This is a genomic window from Blastococcus sp. SYSU D00820 (assembly GCF_054050695.1).
Map to the genome: position 1 here is coordinate 26,312 of NZ_JBJGZW010000015.1, position 14,948 is coordinate 41,259.

Genomic DNA, 14,948 nt, shown 5'->3' on the forward strand with positions numbered 1-14,948 from the left:
ACACTCCTGGGGTTCTCCGGCCCGCGACGCTGCCGCCGAGTGCGGCAGGGGGCCGACTTCCCAGGTTAACCGCCGTCCCCGGGGGCTGCTCCTACGAGCTGAGCGCGGCCCCCGCGCGGACGCCGGGCTCGCCGGCCTCGATGGCGGCCAGCGCCCGGCGCAGGACCGTGCTGGAGGTGTGCATCGTGTAGGGGAAGTAGCGCACCTCGACGCCGACCTCGGCGAAGTCGCGCTCCAACTTCACGCCCTTCGGGGTCCCGCGCCAGTCGTCGCCCTTGAAGATGACGTCGAAGCGGACCTCGCGCCAGGTGTCGATCTTGTCGGGGACGACCTCGGCGTGCACGTCGTCGACGAAGCGCAGGTTGCGCACGATCTCCATGCGCTCGGCGAGCGGGATGACCGGGAGGCGTCCCTTGGTGAGCAGCAGCATCTCGTCGGAGACGACGCCGGCGACGAGCCGGTCGCAGTGCTCGGCCGCGTGCTTGAGGATGTTCAGGTGCCCGATGTGGAACAGGTCGTACGCACCGGGCGCGTACCCGATCACCGTCATGCGATCCCCCGATCGTCCGTCAGCCGGCGCTTCTCCCGACGAGGAGCACCCGTCTGATCACAGTGCGTGACGCCGGGCGACTTCCATGGCGCTCAGCAGCGACAACGCCGAGAAAACTAGCCGAGAACGGTGACGGACGGTGATTTCCGGCGTCGGCTTCACCCGATGGGGGACGCGGCGGCCTCGGCGGGGGTGGCGTGCGCCACGGAGGCTCCTCCCCTCGGGTGAGAGGGCCCCGCGAGCAGGCCGGACGGGCTTTCCAGCGGGTTAGTCTCCCGCGGTCAGGGGCCACGTTCGACGGGGGCGCTCGCCCCGTGCGAACCGCTCCCGAGGCGTGCCGGTGCACGGGCAGGGAGCGACGTACATGGAACTCAGGGACTACCTGGCCGCGCTGCGGCGGCACTGGCTGGTCTGGGTGGGCACCACCGTGCTGGGCGCGGTGGTCGCCGCCCTCGCGCTGACCCAGATGCCCAAGACCTACGAGGCCTCGGCGCGGGTGTTCGTCACCGTCTCGCCGTCCATCCCGAGCAGCGCGACGTTCGTGCAGCAGCGGGTGAAGAGCTACCCCGACCTGGCCACCAGCGAGGCCGTGCTCGCCCCGGTGCTCGCCGACCTCAACCTCGACGAGTCGCTGGACCAGCTGCGCTCGGAGGTGTCCGCGTCGAACCCGGCCGACACCTCGCAGGTGATCGTGACCGCGAGCGGGCCGGACCCGGACCGCGCGGCCGCCGTCGCCAACGCCGTGGCCGAGCGGCTCACCGACGTGGTCGAGGACCTGGAGACGCCGGAGGGCGGCGACCAGCCGGTGACCCTGCGGGTCTCCGACCCGGCGATCGCCCCGGACAGCCCCTCCTCCCCCGTCGCGCTGTACGTGCTGGCCCTCGGCGTCGTGGCCGGCCTGTTCCTCGGCCTGGCCGCGGCCGTCCTGCGCAGCCGCATGGACTCCACGGTGCACACCGAGGACGAGCTGCGCCGCGCCTGGGGCGAGGGAGAGGTCGAGGTGCTCGCCCAGCCGGGCGGCCGGGCCCGGCGCAGCGCGCTGACCGGTCGGCCGGCCATCTCCCTGGCCCGCCGGCTGGAGCTGCGCGCCGAGGAGCGCCCGGTGCGCGTGGTCCTGCTGTCGCCGTCGCCGTCGGAGAAGCGGGCCACCCGCACCTTCGCCGAGCAGGTCGCCCGCGCGCTGCGCGGCCGCGGCCTGGACGCCACGGTGACCGGCCCGGAGTTCGTGGCCGGCGCGATCGGCGACGACGGTCCGCGGGTGCGCCTCGAGGTCGCCGATCCGCTGGCCCCGCTGCGGGTCTGGAAGCACGTGGCCGAGCGGTACGACGGCGTCGTCCTCGTGGTCGCCAGCGGGCTGGTCGAGCAGCAGGAGGTCCGCGAGATGCGGGGCATCCTGCAGACGGCCGGGATCACCCCGCTGGCCCTGGCCCTGGTGCCGCGCCGGCGCCGCCGGCTGCCGCGCGCCGCCACCGAGCCGCGGGGGGCCGCGGCTCCCCCGCCGCGCACCCCGGCGCCGGCTGCTCCGGCTGCTCCGGCCGCTCCGGCCGCTGCTCCGGCCGCACCGGCTACTCCAGCCGCGGCACCGGCGGCCCCGGCCGCCGAACGCCGCCCGGCGGCCAACGGCGCCCGCTCGGTGCCCGCCCAGGGCAGCTCGCGCGCGGCCGTCACCACCAGCGTCACGAAGGCGAGGTCCGCCAACGGCGCCCGGCCCAAGACCAAGGGTTCCGCGTCCAAGAACTGATCGGCCGGCGGCACCGACCCACGACGGGCCGGCCGGGACACCTCGTCCCGGCCGGCCCGTCGTCTGTGGGGTCCGAGCGTTCCCGCGGGAACGCCGGGCTCCTCGTTCCCGCGGGACGCCTGCCCGCAGAACTGTCACCCCCTCCCGACATCATTCGAACACATATTCGATCAGACGGTCGGGAGGTCACCGGTGGCTGCGGAGTTGTCGCTGGAGGAACTGGGCCGCCGCATCGCGTCCGGAGCGGTACGGATGGCGGCGGCGACAGCGGCGTGGCTGGCGCTGGTGGCCGAGTTCGACCGGCGGGAGGGCTGGGGCGCGATCGGGGTGCGCTCGTGCGCGCACTGGCTGTCCTGGCAGTGCGGGCTGTCCCCGGGATCGGCGCGGGAGCACGTGCGGGTGGCCCGCGCGCTCACGGTGCTGCCGCAGACCCGGGCGGCGTTCGCCGGCGGGCGGCTGAGCTTCTCCAAGGTGCGAGCACTGACCCGGGTCGCCGACCCCGCCACGGAGGGCGAGCTGCTGCAGTTGGCGCACGAGGCCAGCGCCGCCCAGGTCGAGCGGGTGGTCCGGCAGTGGCGGCGCTCGGATCGGACCGACGAGCAGGAACGACGGGAGCGGAACAGGCGGGAGCAGGAGGAGTCGTCCGGGGAGTCGGAGGCGCGGAGGGTCGCGCTCGAGCGCCGGTTCGACTCCTGGTGGGACGACGACGGCATGCTGCACGTGCGGATGTGCCTGGACGCCGAGGAGGGCGCGGCGTTCCTGGCCGGAGTGGAGTCCCTGGTCGAGCGCGACGCCCGCCGCGAGCGGGCCGCGGCCCAGCGCGCCGCCGGCCGCACCGCCTCCGACGCCCCCGCTCCGGACCGCGCCACCTCCGATGACGAGGCCGGCCTGGTCGACGCGCGGGAGCGGGCCACCGCGCGGCGGTGTGCGGCGGTGGCCCGCCTCGCCTCGGCGGCCGCGGCCGCCGATCGACAGGCCGGGGATCCGCCGCGCCGGGAGGTCGTCGTCCACGTCGACGCCGCGGTGCTGGCCGACGATGCCGCCGCCGGGCGGGCGTACCTGGAGGGCGGGCCGGCGCTGCGGCCGGCCACCGTGCGAAGGATGCTGTGCGAGGCCACCGTGGTGTCGATGGTCGAACGCGGCCGGGAGCCCCTGGCGCTGGGCCGGGCCCGCCGGTTCGCCTCCCGAGCCCAGCGCCGGGCGCTGTTCGCCCGCGACGGCGGCTGCGCCCGGCCCGGCTGCCACGAGCGGCGGGTGGAGCGGCTGCACGCCCATCACCTGCGGCACTGGCTGTTCGGCGGCCGCACCGACCTCGACAACCTGGTGCTCCTGTGCGACACCGACCACGGCCTGGCCCACGACCAGGACCTGGTCCTCACCCGCCGCGACGGCCGGCTGATCGCCACCACCCCCGACGGCCGACGGGTCTGGGGCGCGGCCGACGCCGCCTTCACCACCGGCATCGGCGCCCCCGCAGGAACGGACGAGGCGTTCGCCGGGGTCCATCCCATCGACCAGGCCCGCGGCCGGCGCCCCGCCGATGCCGATCCGACCCCGCAGACGCCGGCCCACGCGACCGCCCGACCGGCGACCGGGCCGTCAGGTGGACGACCGGCGCCCAGCGCCTCGATCACCCGGCTGCTCTTCCCCGACTCCGAGCCCGACCTCCCCGACGCCATGCACGTCAACGGCGAGCCCATGGACCTCGCCTACGTCGTCGGCGTCCTCCTCGGCAACCGCGACCTCGACCGCCGCCTCGCCGCCGGCAGGGGAACCACGACCGGGAGAGGAGCGGCCGCGTGACCGGAAGACGTTCCCGCGGGAACGTCCAGCCGTCAGCCGGCCAGCGGAACCGCCTCGGTGCGCCGCGCGGCCGGCGGAGGCGCCAGCTCCTCGGCCAGCCGCCGGCGGGAGCCTCCCTCGGCGAGCAGCGAGACCGCGAGGAAGGCCACGAAGGACGGCGTCGCGTCGAACAGCCCGCTCTCCAGCAGGCTGCGCCCCACCAGGAACACCAGCAGGCCGAGGAACAGCGCCCGGTGCTCCCGCGGCGCCAGCAGCGCGCCGCGGAAGGCCCACACCACCCACACGGCGGCGACCACCATGCCCAGCAGCCCGGTCTGCACCAGCAGGGAGACCCAGCTGCTGTCCAGCGGCTGCTCGTCCCAGTACTGGCCCTTGACCGGGATGATCTTGACCGAGAGCCCGCCGCCGAACACCAGCTGCCAGGCCGACTCGGCCCAGTCCGAGGCCGCGCCCCACGCGATGAACCGGGAGTCCAGCGTGCTGGTGCCGGTGCCGTCGCGCTCCAGGAACCCGGCCAGCGCGCCGGTGGTGGCGATGCCGAGCGTGCCGACGGCGCCGAGGGCGAGTCCGCCGGCCACGAGACCGACCGGCGCGCGCCGCACGTGCAGCGCCATCACCGCCAGCGCGGCGACGAGCATGAGCAGCGCCGTCCGCGAGCCGGTGGCCCACACGATGCCGAGCCCGGCGACGGCCGGCCCGGCCAGCCACAGCCGGGCGTTGCCCAGCACGACCCGCCAGGCGGCGTACAGCACCACGAGGCAGGCCAGCAGGGCCAGCTCGTTGGGGTCCAGCTCCGGGATGCCGCCGGCGAGGCGGCCCGAGGACAGCGTCGAGACGCCGGTGCCGGCCGCCGCCAGGGCGACCGCACCGCTGACCAGCGCCAGCGCGGTGACGAACTGCCCGGTCGAGTACACCCGCAGCAGCAGGACCACCGTCAGCGCGACGATCACCACCCGGGCGGTCACCACGCCGCTGGCGAGGAACGTGTCGTGGGTCAGCGCCCCGAGCAGCGACGCCGCGGAGACCACGGCCAGCGCCCACAGCGTGCCGGTGCCGACCCGCAGCCGGCCCCTGGCCGAGGCGGTGAGGAAGGCCATCACGAGCGCGGCCACCCCGAGCACGCCCTTGGCGAGCACGACCGGGTCCAGCGACCCGTCGAAGTACGCGCCGCGCCGCCAGCCCACCGTGGTGGCCAGCAGCAGGAGGGTGCACAGGAGCAGGCGCGGGGATGGACGCAGCAGCACCGCGGGTCCTCTCAGCTGATCCCGGCGCGGGGCCGCGCCGGGGGGATGGTAGGTCGCGGGTCGTCGTCGGGGCGGTCCGCACGCACCATCGGCAGCACCACCGCCTGGCGGACGGCGAGCGCGGCGAGCAGCGGCCCGAGTGCGAGGGCCAGCGGCGTCCACGGCGCCCAGGCCGGCGCGAGCAGCACGAGCGCGGCGACCGCGCCCAGCGAGGCGAACTCCAGGGTGCGCATCGCCAGCACCCGGCGCTGCCCGCCGTGCACCGACGCCAGCGAGGCGTAGGGCAGCAGGGTGGCCCCGGCGACGGCGTACACGGCCCACCCGACCACCGACGCGAGCGGCACGTCGTAGTCGCCACCGGTCAGGAGCGGCCCGAGCCACGGCAGCAGCGCGGCCCCGGCCGCACCGATCACCAGCAGCGCGCCGGTGAGCCCCAGCGACGCCCGGTCGGCCACTCGCAGGCTGGCGGCCATCGGCCGGTCGCGCAGGCCGACGAAGTGCGGCAGCAGGAACGACCCGATCCCGGCGACCAGCGTCAGCATCGGGGCGGTGTAGACGCGGGCGGCCTCCATCGGGCCGTACGCCGCGGCGCCGACGGCGGCGACCACGACGATCCGCAGCAGGGTCAGCGACGCCGGCCGGATGGTCTGGGCGGCCGCCCGCCAGGTGCCGAACGCGGCGACCGCGCGCAGGTCCGGCCGCCGCCACGGCCCGGTCGGGCGCTCCCCGGCCGGCACCAGCCACCACGCGACCACGGCGGCCAGCGCCTGCCCGGTCAGCAGCGCGACGACGAAGGAGGACAGCGTCACTCCCCCGGTCAGGCCGGCGACCCCGAGGGCGGCCATGGCACCGGCCAGGCTGGTCAGGTCGACCACGGGCAGCGCGGTGTAGCGGCCGGTGGCCATGAGCAGCCGGCGCAGCGTGTCCTCGACGACGAAGGCCGCGCAGGCCGGCGCCAGCAGCAGCCCGGCCCACACCGGCACCAGGCCGCTGACCAGCGCGGCCAGCGCCCCGACCAGGCCCGCGACGGCGGAGACGCCGACCGTGGCCACATGCAGGCCGGCGCGGACGCCGCGCTCCCGGCGGTCGAGCACGGTCAGGGAGTCACCCACCAGCCCGCTGCACACCGCGGTGACCAGCACCAGCGCGCCGTAGACCAGCGCGAAGACGGCGAGCCCGCCCGCGCCGAGCAGCCGCGCGGCGGCCACCTGCAGCGCCAGCCCGGCCACCGCCTGGGTGCCCTGGCCGAGCACGGCGGCGACCGCCTTGCGCCGGAGCAGGCGCCCCGCCCACGACGTCACGGCCGGTCCCCGGTTCAGCGGCCCGACGCCGCCGCGTCCGCCGCGACGGCGCGCCGCAGCCGCAGGGCGTGCCGGGTCAGGCGGGCGACGATGTGCGCCCGGGTGTCGCGCGGGCTCACGTAGCAGCGCGGCAGGGTCACCCGGTCACCGGGCTGGTAGTCGCCGGTGACGCAGGCGTTGTCGTACCCGGCGGCCCGGACGGCGTCCGCGGCCGCGGCGTCGTAGGAGCCGTAGGGGTAGCAGAAGCCGGGCACCTCGGCCTGCAGGACGTCCTCCAGCACCCGCCGGCTGTCCCCCACCTCCCGGGCCAGCTCGGCCCGGTCGGCCCCGGCCAGGCGAGAGTGGGTCATCGTGTGGCTGCCCACCTCGAGCCCGGCGGCGGCCACCTCGCGCACCTGGTCGGCGGTCATGATCGGGAACCGCGGCCCGGTGTCCCACTCGTTGGCCCCGCCCATGCGCCCGGCGACCACGTAGACGGTGCCGGTCATGCCGTGCCGGTCGAGCACCGGGACGGCGTGGTCGAGGAAGTCGGTGTAGCCGTCGTCGAAGGTCAGCCCCACCAGGCCGGCGGCCTCACCGCGCTCGTGGGCGCGCACCAGCTCGGTCAGGCCCACCCCGCGCAGGCCCAGCCGGCGGAGCAGCCGCAGGTGCCGGTCCAGCCGGTCGGGGTGCACCCGCAGCGCGTGCGGATCGGGCTCCTCCGACGGGCTGATCGAGTGGTACATCAGCACCGGCGGCAGCGGCAGCCGCACCGGGGCCCCGGTGCCGGTGGCGGTCACGCGGCCTCCTCCTGGACGACGACGGCGGACGGGACCGTGCCCAGGGCGGCCACGGCGGCGAGCAGGTCGGCGGTGTACCGCTCCGGCGACGACCGCCGGCGGGCCGCCGCGGCGTCGGCGGTCGCCGCGGCGCGGAACCGCGGCCACTCGGCGGCCACCCGGGCGACGGCGTCGGCCCAGGCGGGCACGTCGCCGGGGTCGACCGCCTGGGCGCCGGCGTACCCCTCGGCGGCCTCGCGCAGCCCGCTGTGCGCGCTGACCACCAGCGGCCGGGCGGCGAGGACGGCCTCGACGGCGGTGTTGCCGAACGACTCGTCACCGACCGAGGGCACGAGGACGACGTCCGCGGCGGCCAGGTGCGGCCAGACGTCGGACCGGAAGCCGAGGAACTCCACCCGGTCGTCGAGGCCGGCGGCGCCCACCTCGGCGCGCAGCTCCTCCTCGAACCACTCGTAGCCGGGGAAGACCGACCCGACCACGGTGAGCCGCGCGTCGATGCCGCGCTCCCGCAGCTCGCGCAGCGTGCCGACGGCGACCTGCGGGCCCTTGCGGGGCGACAGCCGCCCGACGTAGAGCAGCCGCAGCGGGCCGTCGAGCTCCGCGCGCGGCGGCAGCACCTCACCCGGTCCGCGGACGGTGTTGTGCACGACGCTGCTGCGCCGGCGCAGCCGCGGCGCCACCTCGGTGAGCACGTCGAGGGTGAACCGGCTGTTCGCGATCACCCGGTGCGCCAGCGCCGGGCACAGCGCCATGCCCCGGCGCAGCAGCATCGGCGCCGACCGCTCGGCCTCGTGCACGTGGCAGATCGCCCGGCGGCCGGCCAGCCGGGCCAGCAGCGGCCACGACGGCAGGGTCAGCGTGCTGACGTACACCCCCCCGGCCCCGGCCCGGCGCAGCAGCCGCAGCGCCGGCACCAGTCCGCGCAGCGCGTCGGCGAGCAGGGTGAGCGCCCCGCGCGGGCGCAGCGCGGAGTTGCGCAGGACCGGCATGGGGCACAGCCGCACGCGCAGCCCGCGGGCCTCGAGCTCGCCGACCAGCGGCCCGGGCCCGGGCAGGGCGACGGTGACGTCGTACCGGGTGGCCAGCGCGGTGGCCGCCTCCAGCAGCATCCGGTCGGCGCCGTAGAGCTCGGCGCCGGGGTGGACCACCAGGAGCGGCGGGGCCTCCGCCGTCGTCATCGGGGCAGCCGGCCCATCTCGCGGAACCACTTGACCGAGGCCAGGGCCAGGAAGCCGGCCGCGGCGAGGAACAGCACGCCGTAGACGGGCACGAAGACCGACGGCACGCCGAACAGCACGAAGACGACGGCGAGCAGCCCGTAGTCGGTGGGAAGGGTCATCAGCGAGCGGCCGATGCCGACCTTCTCCCCCGTGCGGGCGGCGCGGGTGGTCACGCCGTGCTGGGCGCGCAGCGCCTCGTTGAGCATCGTGCCGAAGTAGGTGACCGCGTCGACGACGCAGTAGCCGATGGGCACCAGCAGCACCCACGGGTCGACGTCCCCGAAGCGGTAGAAGCCGATGAGCACGCCCAGGTGCAGGCTCGAGGCCTTGGCGGCGTCGACCATGTGGTCCAGCCATTCCCCGGCCGGGGAGCCGCCGCCGCGCAGCCGGGCGAGCTGCCCGTCCGCGGCGTCGAGGGCGTAGCCGAGCACCAGGCAGGCGGCGACCAGCAGCCCCATCGGCACCGAGGGCTCGACCAGCGCCAGCAGCGCGATGCCCGTCCCGGTGAAGACGGCGCTGATGGCGGTCACCGCGTTGGGCGTGAGCCCCGCGTGGTAGGCCAGCGCGGCGAACAGCCGGCCGAGCTTGCGGTTGACGAAGCGGGAGTAGGCCGGGGCGCCGGCGTTGCCCTTCTGCGCGGCCGACAGCCGGCGCAGCGTCGCGCGCAGACCCTCCCGCGGCGGCCCGTCGGGGCGCGGCTGCGCGATCGCCGTCATACGTCGGACCTCCGTGTGCTGCCGAGCAGGTCGGACGGCACCCGGGCGTGCGGCGGGCAGGGGTGTCGTCGTGCGCAGCGATCCTCTCCCGGGCGGCGGACCCCGCGGGAGGTCCGCCGCCCTGCCCTCACCCGCAGGGGTCAGCCCGCGGTGACGGTGAACCCGGTCAGCCGCACGGCGACCGGACCGGTGGCGCTGCCGCTGAGGTAGGCGGCGACGCCGACGGCGCCCGGCACCTGCAGGGCCGCGGTGCTGTCGCTGCGGGTCAGCGTGGGCGTGGCCGGCTCCGCCGTCCCGGCCCGCCACACGGTGACCGCGAGGGAGGTCGGCCCGGTGCCGGTGACCCGGAGCCGCACCTCCAGGGGCGTGCCCGCGGTGTAGGTGAACGCCGGCAGGGTGGCCGAGCCGAGCACCGTCTCGGTGCCGCCGGAGTTCCGCACCAGCGCCACCTGCACCCCGCCGCCGGGGACGACCAGCAGCCGCGCGCGGTAGTCGGTGGCGGCGTCGACCCGGCGGCCGACGACGTACACGAACGCCCCCGAGCCGCTGGTGGGCACCGCCGACAGCGACAGCGTCGCCCGCACGTCGACGTCCCGCTGGGCGACCGCCCCGAGGTAGGAGCCGGTGTTGTTGCCCGGCCCCACGGTGAGGGTCGCCGTCCCGGGTGCGACCGACTGCCGGGCCGCCCCGGCCGACGCCGTCCAGGCGCCGCCGACGTCGGCGGTGCCCAGCCCGCCGGTGACCGACCGGCCGAAGGCGTCCGACGCCAGCACCGCCGGCTGCGGCTGCCCGCCCGGGGCGGTCACCGTGACCTGCTGCGTGGTCGACGCGGTGCGGCCGCGGTCGTCGGTCACCGTCAGGGTCACCGCGTAGGTGCCGGCCGCCGCGTAGGTGTGCGTCGCCTGCGCACCCGAGCCGGCCGCCGTCCCGTCGCCCCAGGTCCAGGAGTGCGCGGCCACGGTGCCGTCGGGGTCGGCCGAGGCGCGCCCGTCGACGGCCACCGCGAGCCCGGTGGGCGTGGCGGTGAAGGCCGCCGTCGGCGGCTGGTTCACCGGGGTGCCGGCCCCCACCGGAGCGGCGACGAAGGAGGTGGCGCGGACCGTCACCGGACCGGTCGCGCTGGCCGACAGGTAGGTGGACAGGCCGACCGCGCCGGGCACCTGCAGCGCCGCGGTGGCGTCGGTGCGGGTCAGCGTGGGCGTCGCCGGCTCCGGGCCGGTGCCGGTCCACACCGTCAGCGCGAGCGTGGTCGTGCCGGTGCCGGAGACCTGGAGGCGCACCTGCAGCGGCGTGCCCGGCGTGTAGGTGCCGGCCAGGTTCGCGGTCGTGCCCAGCAGCGTCTCGCTGCCGGAGGCGCCGGTGCGGAGGAGCGCGAGCACCACCGTGCCGTCGGCGCGGACCTGCAGGCGGGCCGAGTAGTCCAGGCTCGCCGCCACGCGGCGGCCGAGCACGTAGACGCTCACCCCGGAGCCGCCGCTGGGCACCTGCGACACCGTGAGGGTGGTGCGCACGTCGGTGGCGGTCGAGGACACCCCGCCCAGGTAGGAGCCGGTGTTCTGACCCGGGTTGACCGCCAGCGCGGCCGTGCCCGGCGCGACCGACTGCCGGGCCGCGCCCGCCGAGGCGGTCCAGGGGCCGCCCACGTCGGCCGTCCCGAGCCCGCCGGCCACCGTGCGGCCGAAGGCGTCGGAGGCGAGGACGCCGGCCGGCGGCGGGGTGGTCGCCACCACGGTGACCTGCTCGACGCGCGTGGCGGTCGCCCCGCCGTCGTCGGTGACGGTCAGCGTGACCGGATAGGTGCCGGCCGCCGCGTAGGTGTGGGTGGCCTGCGCGCCGGACCCGGCGGCGGTGCCGTCGCCCCAGTTCCAGGCGTACCCGGCCACCGTGCCGTCGGGATCGGTGGAGATCCGCCCGTCGACGGCGACCGACAGGCCGGTCACGGCGGTGGCGAACGCCGCGGTCGGGGCCTGGTTGACCGGCGGCGCGCCGCCGCCGGGGCCGGTCACCGTCAGCGCGCCGAACCGGACGGCGGTGGCGGTGGTGTTGCTCGACGTCCGGTAGGCCGACAGGCCCACCGCGCCGGGCACCTGCAGCGCCGCCGTGGTGTCGGTGCGCGACAGCTGCGGCGTGGCCGGCTGCGCCGTCCCGGCCGCCCAGATCCACGCCCTGATCTCGGTGGTACCGGTGCCGGTGACCTGCACCCCCACCTCCAGCGGGGTGCCCGGTGTCCAGGTCAGGCCCGGGACGACGACCTCGCCGCCGGGGTAGCCCTCCGTGCCGCCGCTGATCCGCGACAGCACGAGCGCGACCGAGCGGTCGGCCGCGATGCGCACCCGCACCCGGTAGTCCAGGTCGGAGCCCACCCGGCGCCCGGAGAGGTAGACGTAGGTGCCGCCGCCGGCGGGGGCCGCGGTCAGGGTGAACGACGTCCGGAGGTCGACGTCGCTGCGGCTGACCCCGCCCAGGTAGGCGCCGGTGTTGTTGCCGGCAGAGGGCAGCGCCAGCGTGGCGGCGCCCGGGGCCACCGAGAGCCGCGCGGCGCCCGCCGACGGCGTCCAGGCGCCGCCGGTGTCGGCGGTGCCCAGGCCGCCGGTGACCGTGCGGTTCCAGGCGTCGGCGGCGAGCACCGCCGGCCCGGTGGTCACGGGAACCGGCTGCGTCGCGGTGGCGGTCGCGCCGTCGTCGTCGGTGACGGTGAGGGTCACCGTGTAGGTGCCGGCCGCGGCGTAGGTGTGCGTCGCCTGCGCGCCCGAGCCGGCGGGCGTGCCGTCGCCCCAGTTCCAGCTGTAGGAGGCCACCGTGCCGTCGGCGTCGGCCGACGTCCGCCCGTCCACGGCGACGGCCAGGCCGTCGGCGGCCGCGGTGAAGGCGGCGGTGGGCGCGGCGTTGGCCGGGCTCACGGTCACCTCGCGGACCGCGGTCGCGGTGCGCCCGTGGTCGTCGGTGACGGTGAGGGTCACCGTGTAGGTGCCGGCCGCGGCGTAGGTGTGCGTCGCCTGCGCGCCCGAGCCGGCCGGCGTGCCGTCGCCCCAGTTCCAGGAGTGGGAGGCCACCGTGCCGTCGGGGTCGCGCGACAGCGTGCCGTCCACGGCGAGGCCGAGCCCGGCGGTCGCGGTGGTGAAGGCCGGCCGCGGCGCGGCGTTGGGCTCGGCGCCGGTGTGGCCCACCTCGAAGTGGCGCGCGGCGCGCTCGGCCGTGGTCGCGGAGATGTAGAAGGCCACCTCGTCGACGTCGCCCTCGAGGTAGCTGCCGCTGCCCCAGGTGGTGTCGCCGCCGACGCGGAAGTAGCTGGTGCGGTCCAGCCCGTTGCGGGTGTCGGTGCGCGAGCCCACGAGCTCGCCGTCGACGTAGAGGAACAGGCCCGAGGGGCTCATCGACGAGATGACGTGGTGCCACTCGCCGTCGTTGTAGGACTCCTCGCTGGTGACCGTGCGCTGCACCCCGGCCTCGGGGCTGACCCCGAAGACGGCGCGGCCGTCGGGCTGCAGGTAGGTCAGCCGGTCCACCACCGTGCTCCGGCCGGTCATGGAGTCACCGAAGCCGGCGATCAGGCCGCCGGCGTCGGAGTCGGTCCGGAACCAGGCCTCGACGCTCAGCGTGTCCAGCGCCGGGAACAGCGTGGGGATGACCAGCATGCCGCCCGGCTCACCGCTGAGGCCGAACGCGGTGCCGGCGTCACCGGAGATCGCACCCGGCACGCCGGCGGTCACGCCCGCGCCGGCCAGCAGCGGCACCAGCCCGTTCGCGCCCGCGGTGAGGTTGCCGCTGGCGGCCAGCTGCTCCGGGGTCTCCCCCAGCGGCCACAGCTCGTAGGCGCCGTCGGCGGCCACGGTCTGCCGGTAGCCCTGGGTGGCGGGCACGCCGGCCGGGTCGATCGACGCCCACGGGGTGACCGCGCGGTTGCCGAACGGGTCGGTGGCGACCACGCGGTACCGGGAGGTCTCCGTGGCGGCCGGGTCGGTGACCGTCACCAGCGGCCGGCTCCACCAGGTCGAGGCGCGAGTGGTCTCGGCGACGAGGGTCGCCGGGGACTCGGTGTCGCGGTAGACCCGGTAGGTCAGCCACTCGTTGTCCTGGTCGTGGGTCGCCCGGAAGCTGATCGAGGCGGTGCCCGGCGCGGTCGTCACGGCGCCGGCGGTGAAGCCGGTCGGCGTCGGGCCGACGGCGTTGGGCGCATCCGCCGCGAAGGCGTAGCGGACCAGGCCCTGCTGCTCCACGCCGTTGACCCGCGGGAACTCACCGGCGAAGACGAGGTAGCGGCCGTTGCCGGTCACGCTCCACCCGGCCTGCAGCTGCCCGGTCACCGTGCCGGCGTTCATCGTGGGGAACCAGTCCAGCAGCGAGGGCGCGGGCTGGCCGTAGAAGGCGCCGCTGCGCAGGGTGCCCGGGCCGTTGGTGCCGCCGGTCGCCCCGGTGGTCACCGCGGTGGCGAACTTGTTGACCCGCGGGTTCTGCTCGGGGAACCCGCCGATCTGCTCGCAGTCGTGGGCGTGCCCGGCCATGTACAGCGCGCCGCCCATGGGGAAGGTCGAGTAGGTGTCGCCGTGGCAGTCGTTGACCGCGACCACCTCGCCGCCGTCGGCGGTCGCCGCGACGGTGCCCTCCATGTTGCCGGGGCCGTTGAAGTCGTAGGCGCTGGCGTACACGACCGCGCCGTCGGTGGAGAGGCTGTAGACCCCGGAGTTGACGCCCTGGTTGGTGATCAGCGCGTTCACCGCGAACGGCCGGGTCGCGCCGCTGACCGCGTCGAGGGCGCTGATGCCGGTGGCCTTGACGCCGTTCATGGAGTCGAAGCGGCCGGCGGCCACGACCTGGCTGCCGCCGCCGGTGAGGGTCAGCGCCATCACCTCGTTGCTGGTGGCGGTGTTGCCGTCGCGGTTGCCCTCGACCGGGCCCACGCCGGGCAGCGGCGCCCAGGACAGCAGGCTCCCGTCGGCGGCGCTGACCGCGGCCAGCCGCGTGCGGCTCACGCCGCCCACCGCGGTGAGGCTGCCGCCCAGGTAGACGGTGCTGTTCGTCGCGGCGATGGCGCGCACCTGGCTGTTCACGCTGGGTGCGAACGAGGCGACGAGGGCACCCGTGGCCGTGTCGAAGGCGGCCACCCGGTTGCGGGTCTGGCCGTCGACGGCGGTGAAGTCACCGCCGATGTAGAGACGCGAGCCGTCGGGTGAGGCGGTGACGGCGAGCACCTGGCCGTTGACCTCGGGGGCGAAGGAGGCGATCAGCGCTCCGGTGCGGATGTCGTAGGCCAGCAGGTTGCTGCGCGGGCTCTCCTGCGTGCCGGCCGGCACGCCGGCCGGGCGCGCGGAGCTGAACCGGCCACCCACGTAGACGGTGTCCCCGACGATCGCCTGCGCCCAGCCCACCCCGTCGATCTGGGTGGTGGGCAGCCCGTCGGCGGTGACCGTCACCGGGTTCTCCGGGGACGGCAGCACCGGCGCCGAGTCCGCCCGCGCGGCGCCCGGGACGAGCGCCAGGGCGCCGGCGGCGAGCAGCAGGCCGACGGTGCCGGCCAGCAGCCGCCGCGGGACGGCGGTGGTCGAGGAACGCATGCGAGGTCTCCCGGATCCGAGCGTTTACCGCCTCCTCGCCAC

9 protein-coding genes are annotated in these 14,948 nt (G+C 76.5%); 2 read left to right on the forward strand and 7 right to left on the reverse strand.

The genetic code is table 11. From position 1 onward, the window contains the following. Positions 1 to 91: 91 nt before the first annotated feature. The gene (locus ACI79R_RS15800; protein ID WP_456574596.1) at positions 92 to 550 is read right to left on the reverse strand and encodes an adenylyltransferase/cytidyltransferase family protein; all 459 of its coding nucleotides are present in this window, start codon (positions 548 to 550) and stop codon (positions 92 to 94) included. 364 nt (positions 551 to 914) lie between these two features. Between ACI79R_RS15800 and ACI79R_RS15805 the strand changes: the two genes are divergently transcribed. Continuing rightward, the gene (locus tag ACI79R_RS15805; protein ID WP_456574597.1) at positions 915 to 2,291 is read left to right on the forward strand and encodes a YveK family protein; all 1,377 of its coding nucleotides are present in this window, start codon (positions 915 to 917) and stop codon (positions 2,289 to 2,291) included. Positions 2,292 to 2,483: 192 nt separating this feature from the next. After that, positions 2,484 to 4,094, forward strand: a complete 1,611-nt coding sequence (locus ACI79R_RS15810) for a DUF222 domain-containing protein (RefSeq protein WP_456574598.1) — start codon at positions 2,484 to 2,486, stop codon at positions 4,092 to 4,094. Positions 4,095 to 4,126: 32 nt separating this feature from the next. On the opposite strand, the gene ACI79R_RS15815 is transcribed toward ACI79R_RS15810, so the two are convergent. The 6 genes from ACI79R_RS15815 to ACI79R_RS15840 all read right to left on the reverse strand — a co-directional run bounded on the left by ACI79R_RS15815 (position 4,127) and on the right by ACI79R_RS15840 (position 14,906). Further along, on the reverse strand, positions 4,127 to 5,338 hold the full coding sequence (locus tag ACI79R_RS15815; protein ID WP_456574599.1) for a hypothetical protein: 1,212 nt from the start codon (positions 5,336 to 5,338) through the stop codon (positions 4,127 to 4,129). Positions 5,339 to 5,349: 11 nt separating this feature from the next. Then, positions 5,350 to 6,639 (reverse strand): hypothetical protein, encoded by a 1,290-nt coding sequence (locus tag ACI79R_RS15820; protein WP_456574600.1) that lies wholly within the window; start codon positions 6,637 to 6,639, stop codon positions 5,350 to 5,352. A 14-nt stretch (positions 6,640 to 6,653) separates the two neighbouring features. Then, entirely contained in the window at positions 6,654 to 7,418 is a 765-nt protein-coding gene (locus ACI79R_RS15825) for a polysaccharide deacetylase family protein (protein WP_456574601.1), read from the reverse strand. Continuing rightward, entirely contained in the window at positions 7,415 to 8,596 is a 1,182-nt protein-coding gene (locus ACI79R_RS15830; protein WP_456574602.1) for a glycosyltransferase family 4 protein, read from the reverse strand. The genes ACI79R_RS15825 and ACI79R_RS15830 overlap by 4 nt, the downstream gene beginning before the upstream one ends. Then, a complete protein-coding gene (locus tag ACI79R_RS15835; protein WP_456574603.1) occupies positions 8,593 to 9,354 on the reverse strand; it encodes a CDP-alcohol phosphatidyltransferase family protein in 762 nt (253 codons plus the stop codon). Before ACI79R_RS15835 ends, ACI79R_RS15830 begins: the two co-directional genes overlap by 4 nt. Positions 9,355 to 9,494: 140 nt before the next feature. Then, complete coding sequence (locus ACI79R_RS15840; RefSeq protein WP_456574604.1) at positions 9,495 to 14,906, reverse strand: PKD domain-containing protein; 5,412 nt, start codon at positions 14,904 to 14,906, stop codon at positions 9,495 to 9,497. Positions 14,907 to 14,948: the final 42 nt, after the last annotated feature.

What these genes read in the sequence shown, in the direction of transcription:
- ACI79R_RS15800 (WP_456574596.1), bottom strand. Translation starts at nt 550, where the DNA reads ATGACGGTGATCGGGTACGCGCCCGGTGCGTACGACCTGTTCCACATC.
- ACI79R_RS15805 (WP_456574597.1), top strand. Translation starts at nt 915, where the DNA reads ATGGAACTCAGGGACTACCTGGCCGCGCTGCGGCGGCACTGGCTGGTC.
- ACI79R_RS15830 (WP_456574602.1), bottom strand. Translation starts at nt 8,596, where the DNA reads ATGACGACGGCGGAGGCCCCGCCGCTCCTGGTGGTCCACCCCGGCGCC.
- ACI79R_RS15835 (WP_456574603.1), bottom strand. Translation starts at nt 9,354, where the DNA reads ATGACGGCGATCGCGCAGCCGCGCCCCGACGGGCCGCCGCGGGAGGGT.
- ACI79R_RS15840 (WP_456574604.1), bottom strand. Translation starts at nt 14,906, where the DNA reads ATGCGTTCCTCGACCACCGCCGTCCCGCGGCGGCTGCTGGCCGGCACC.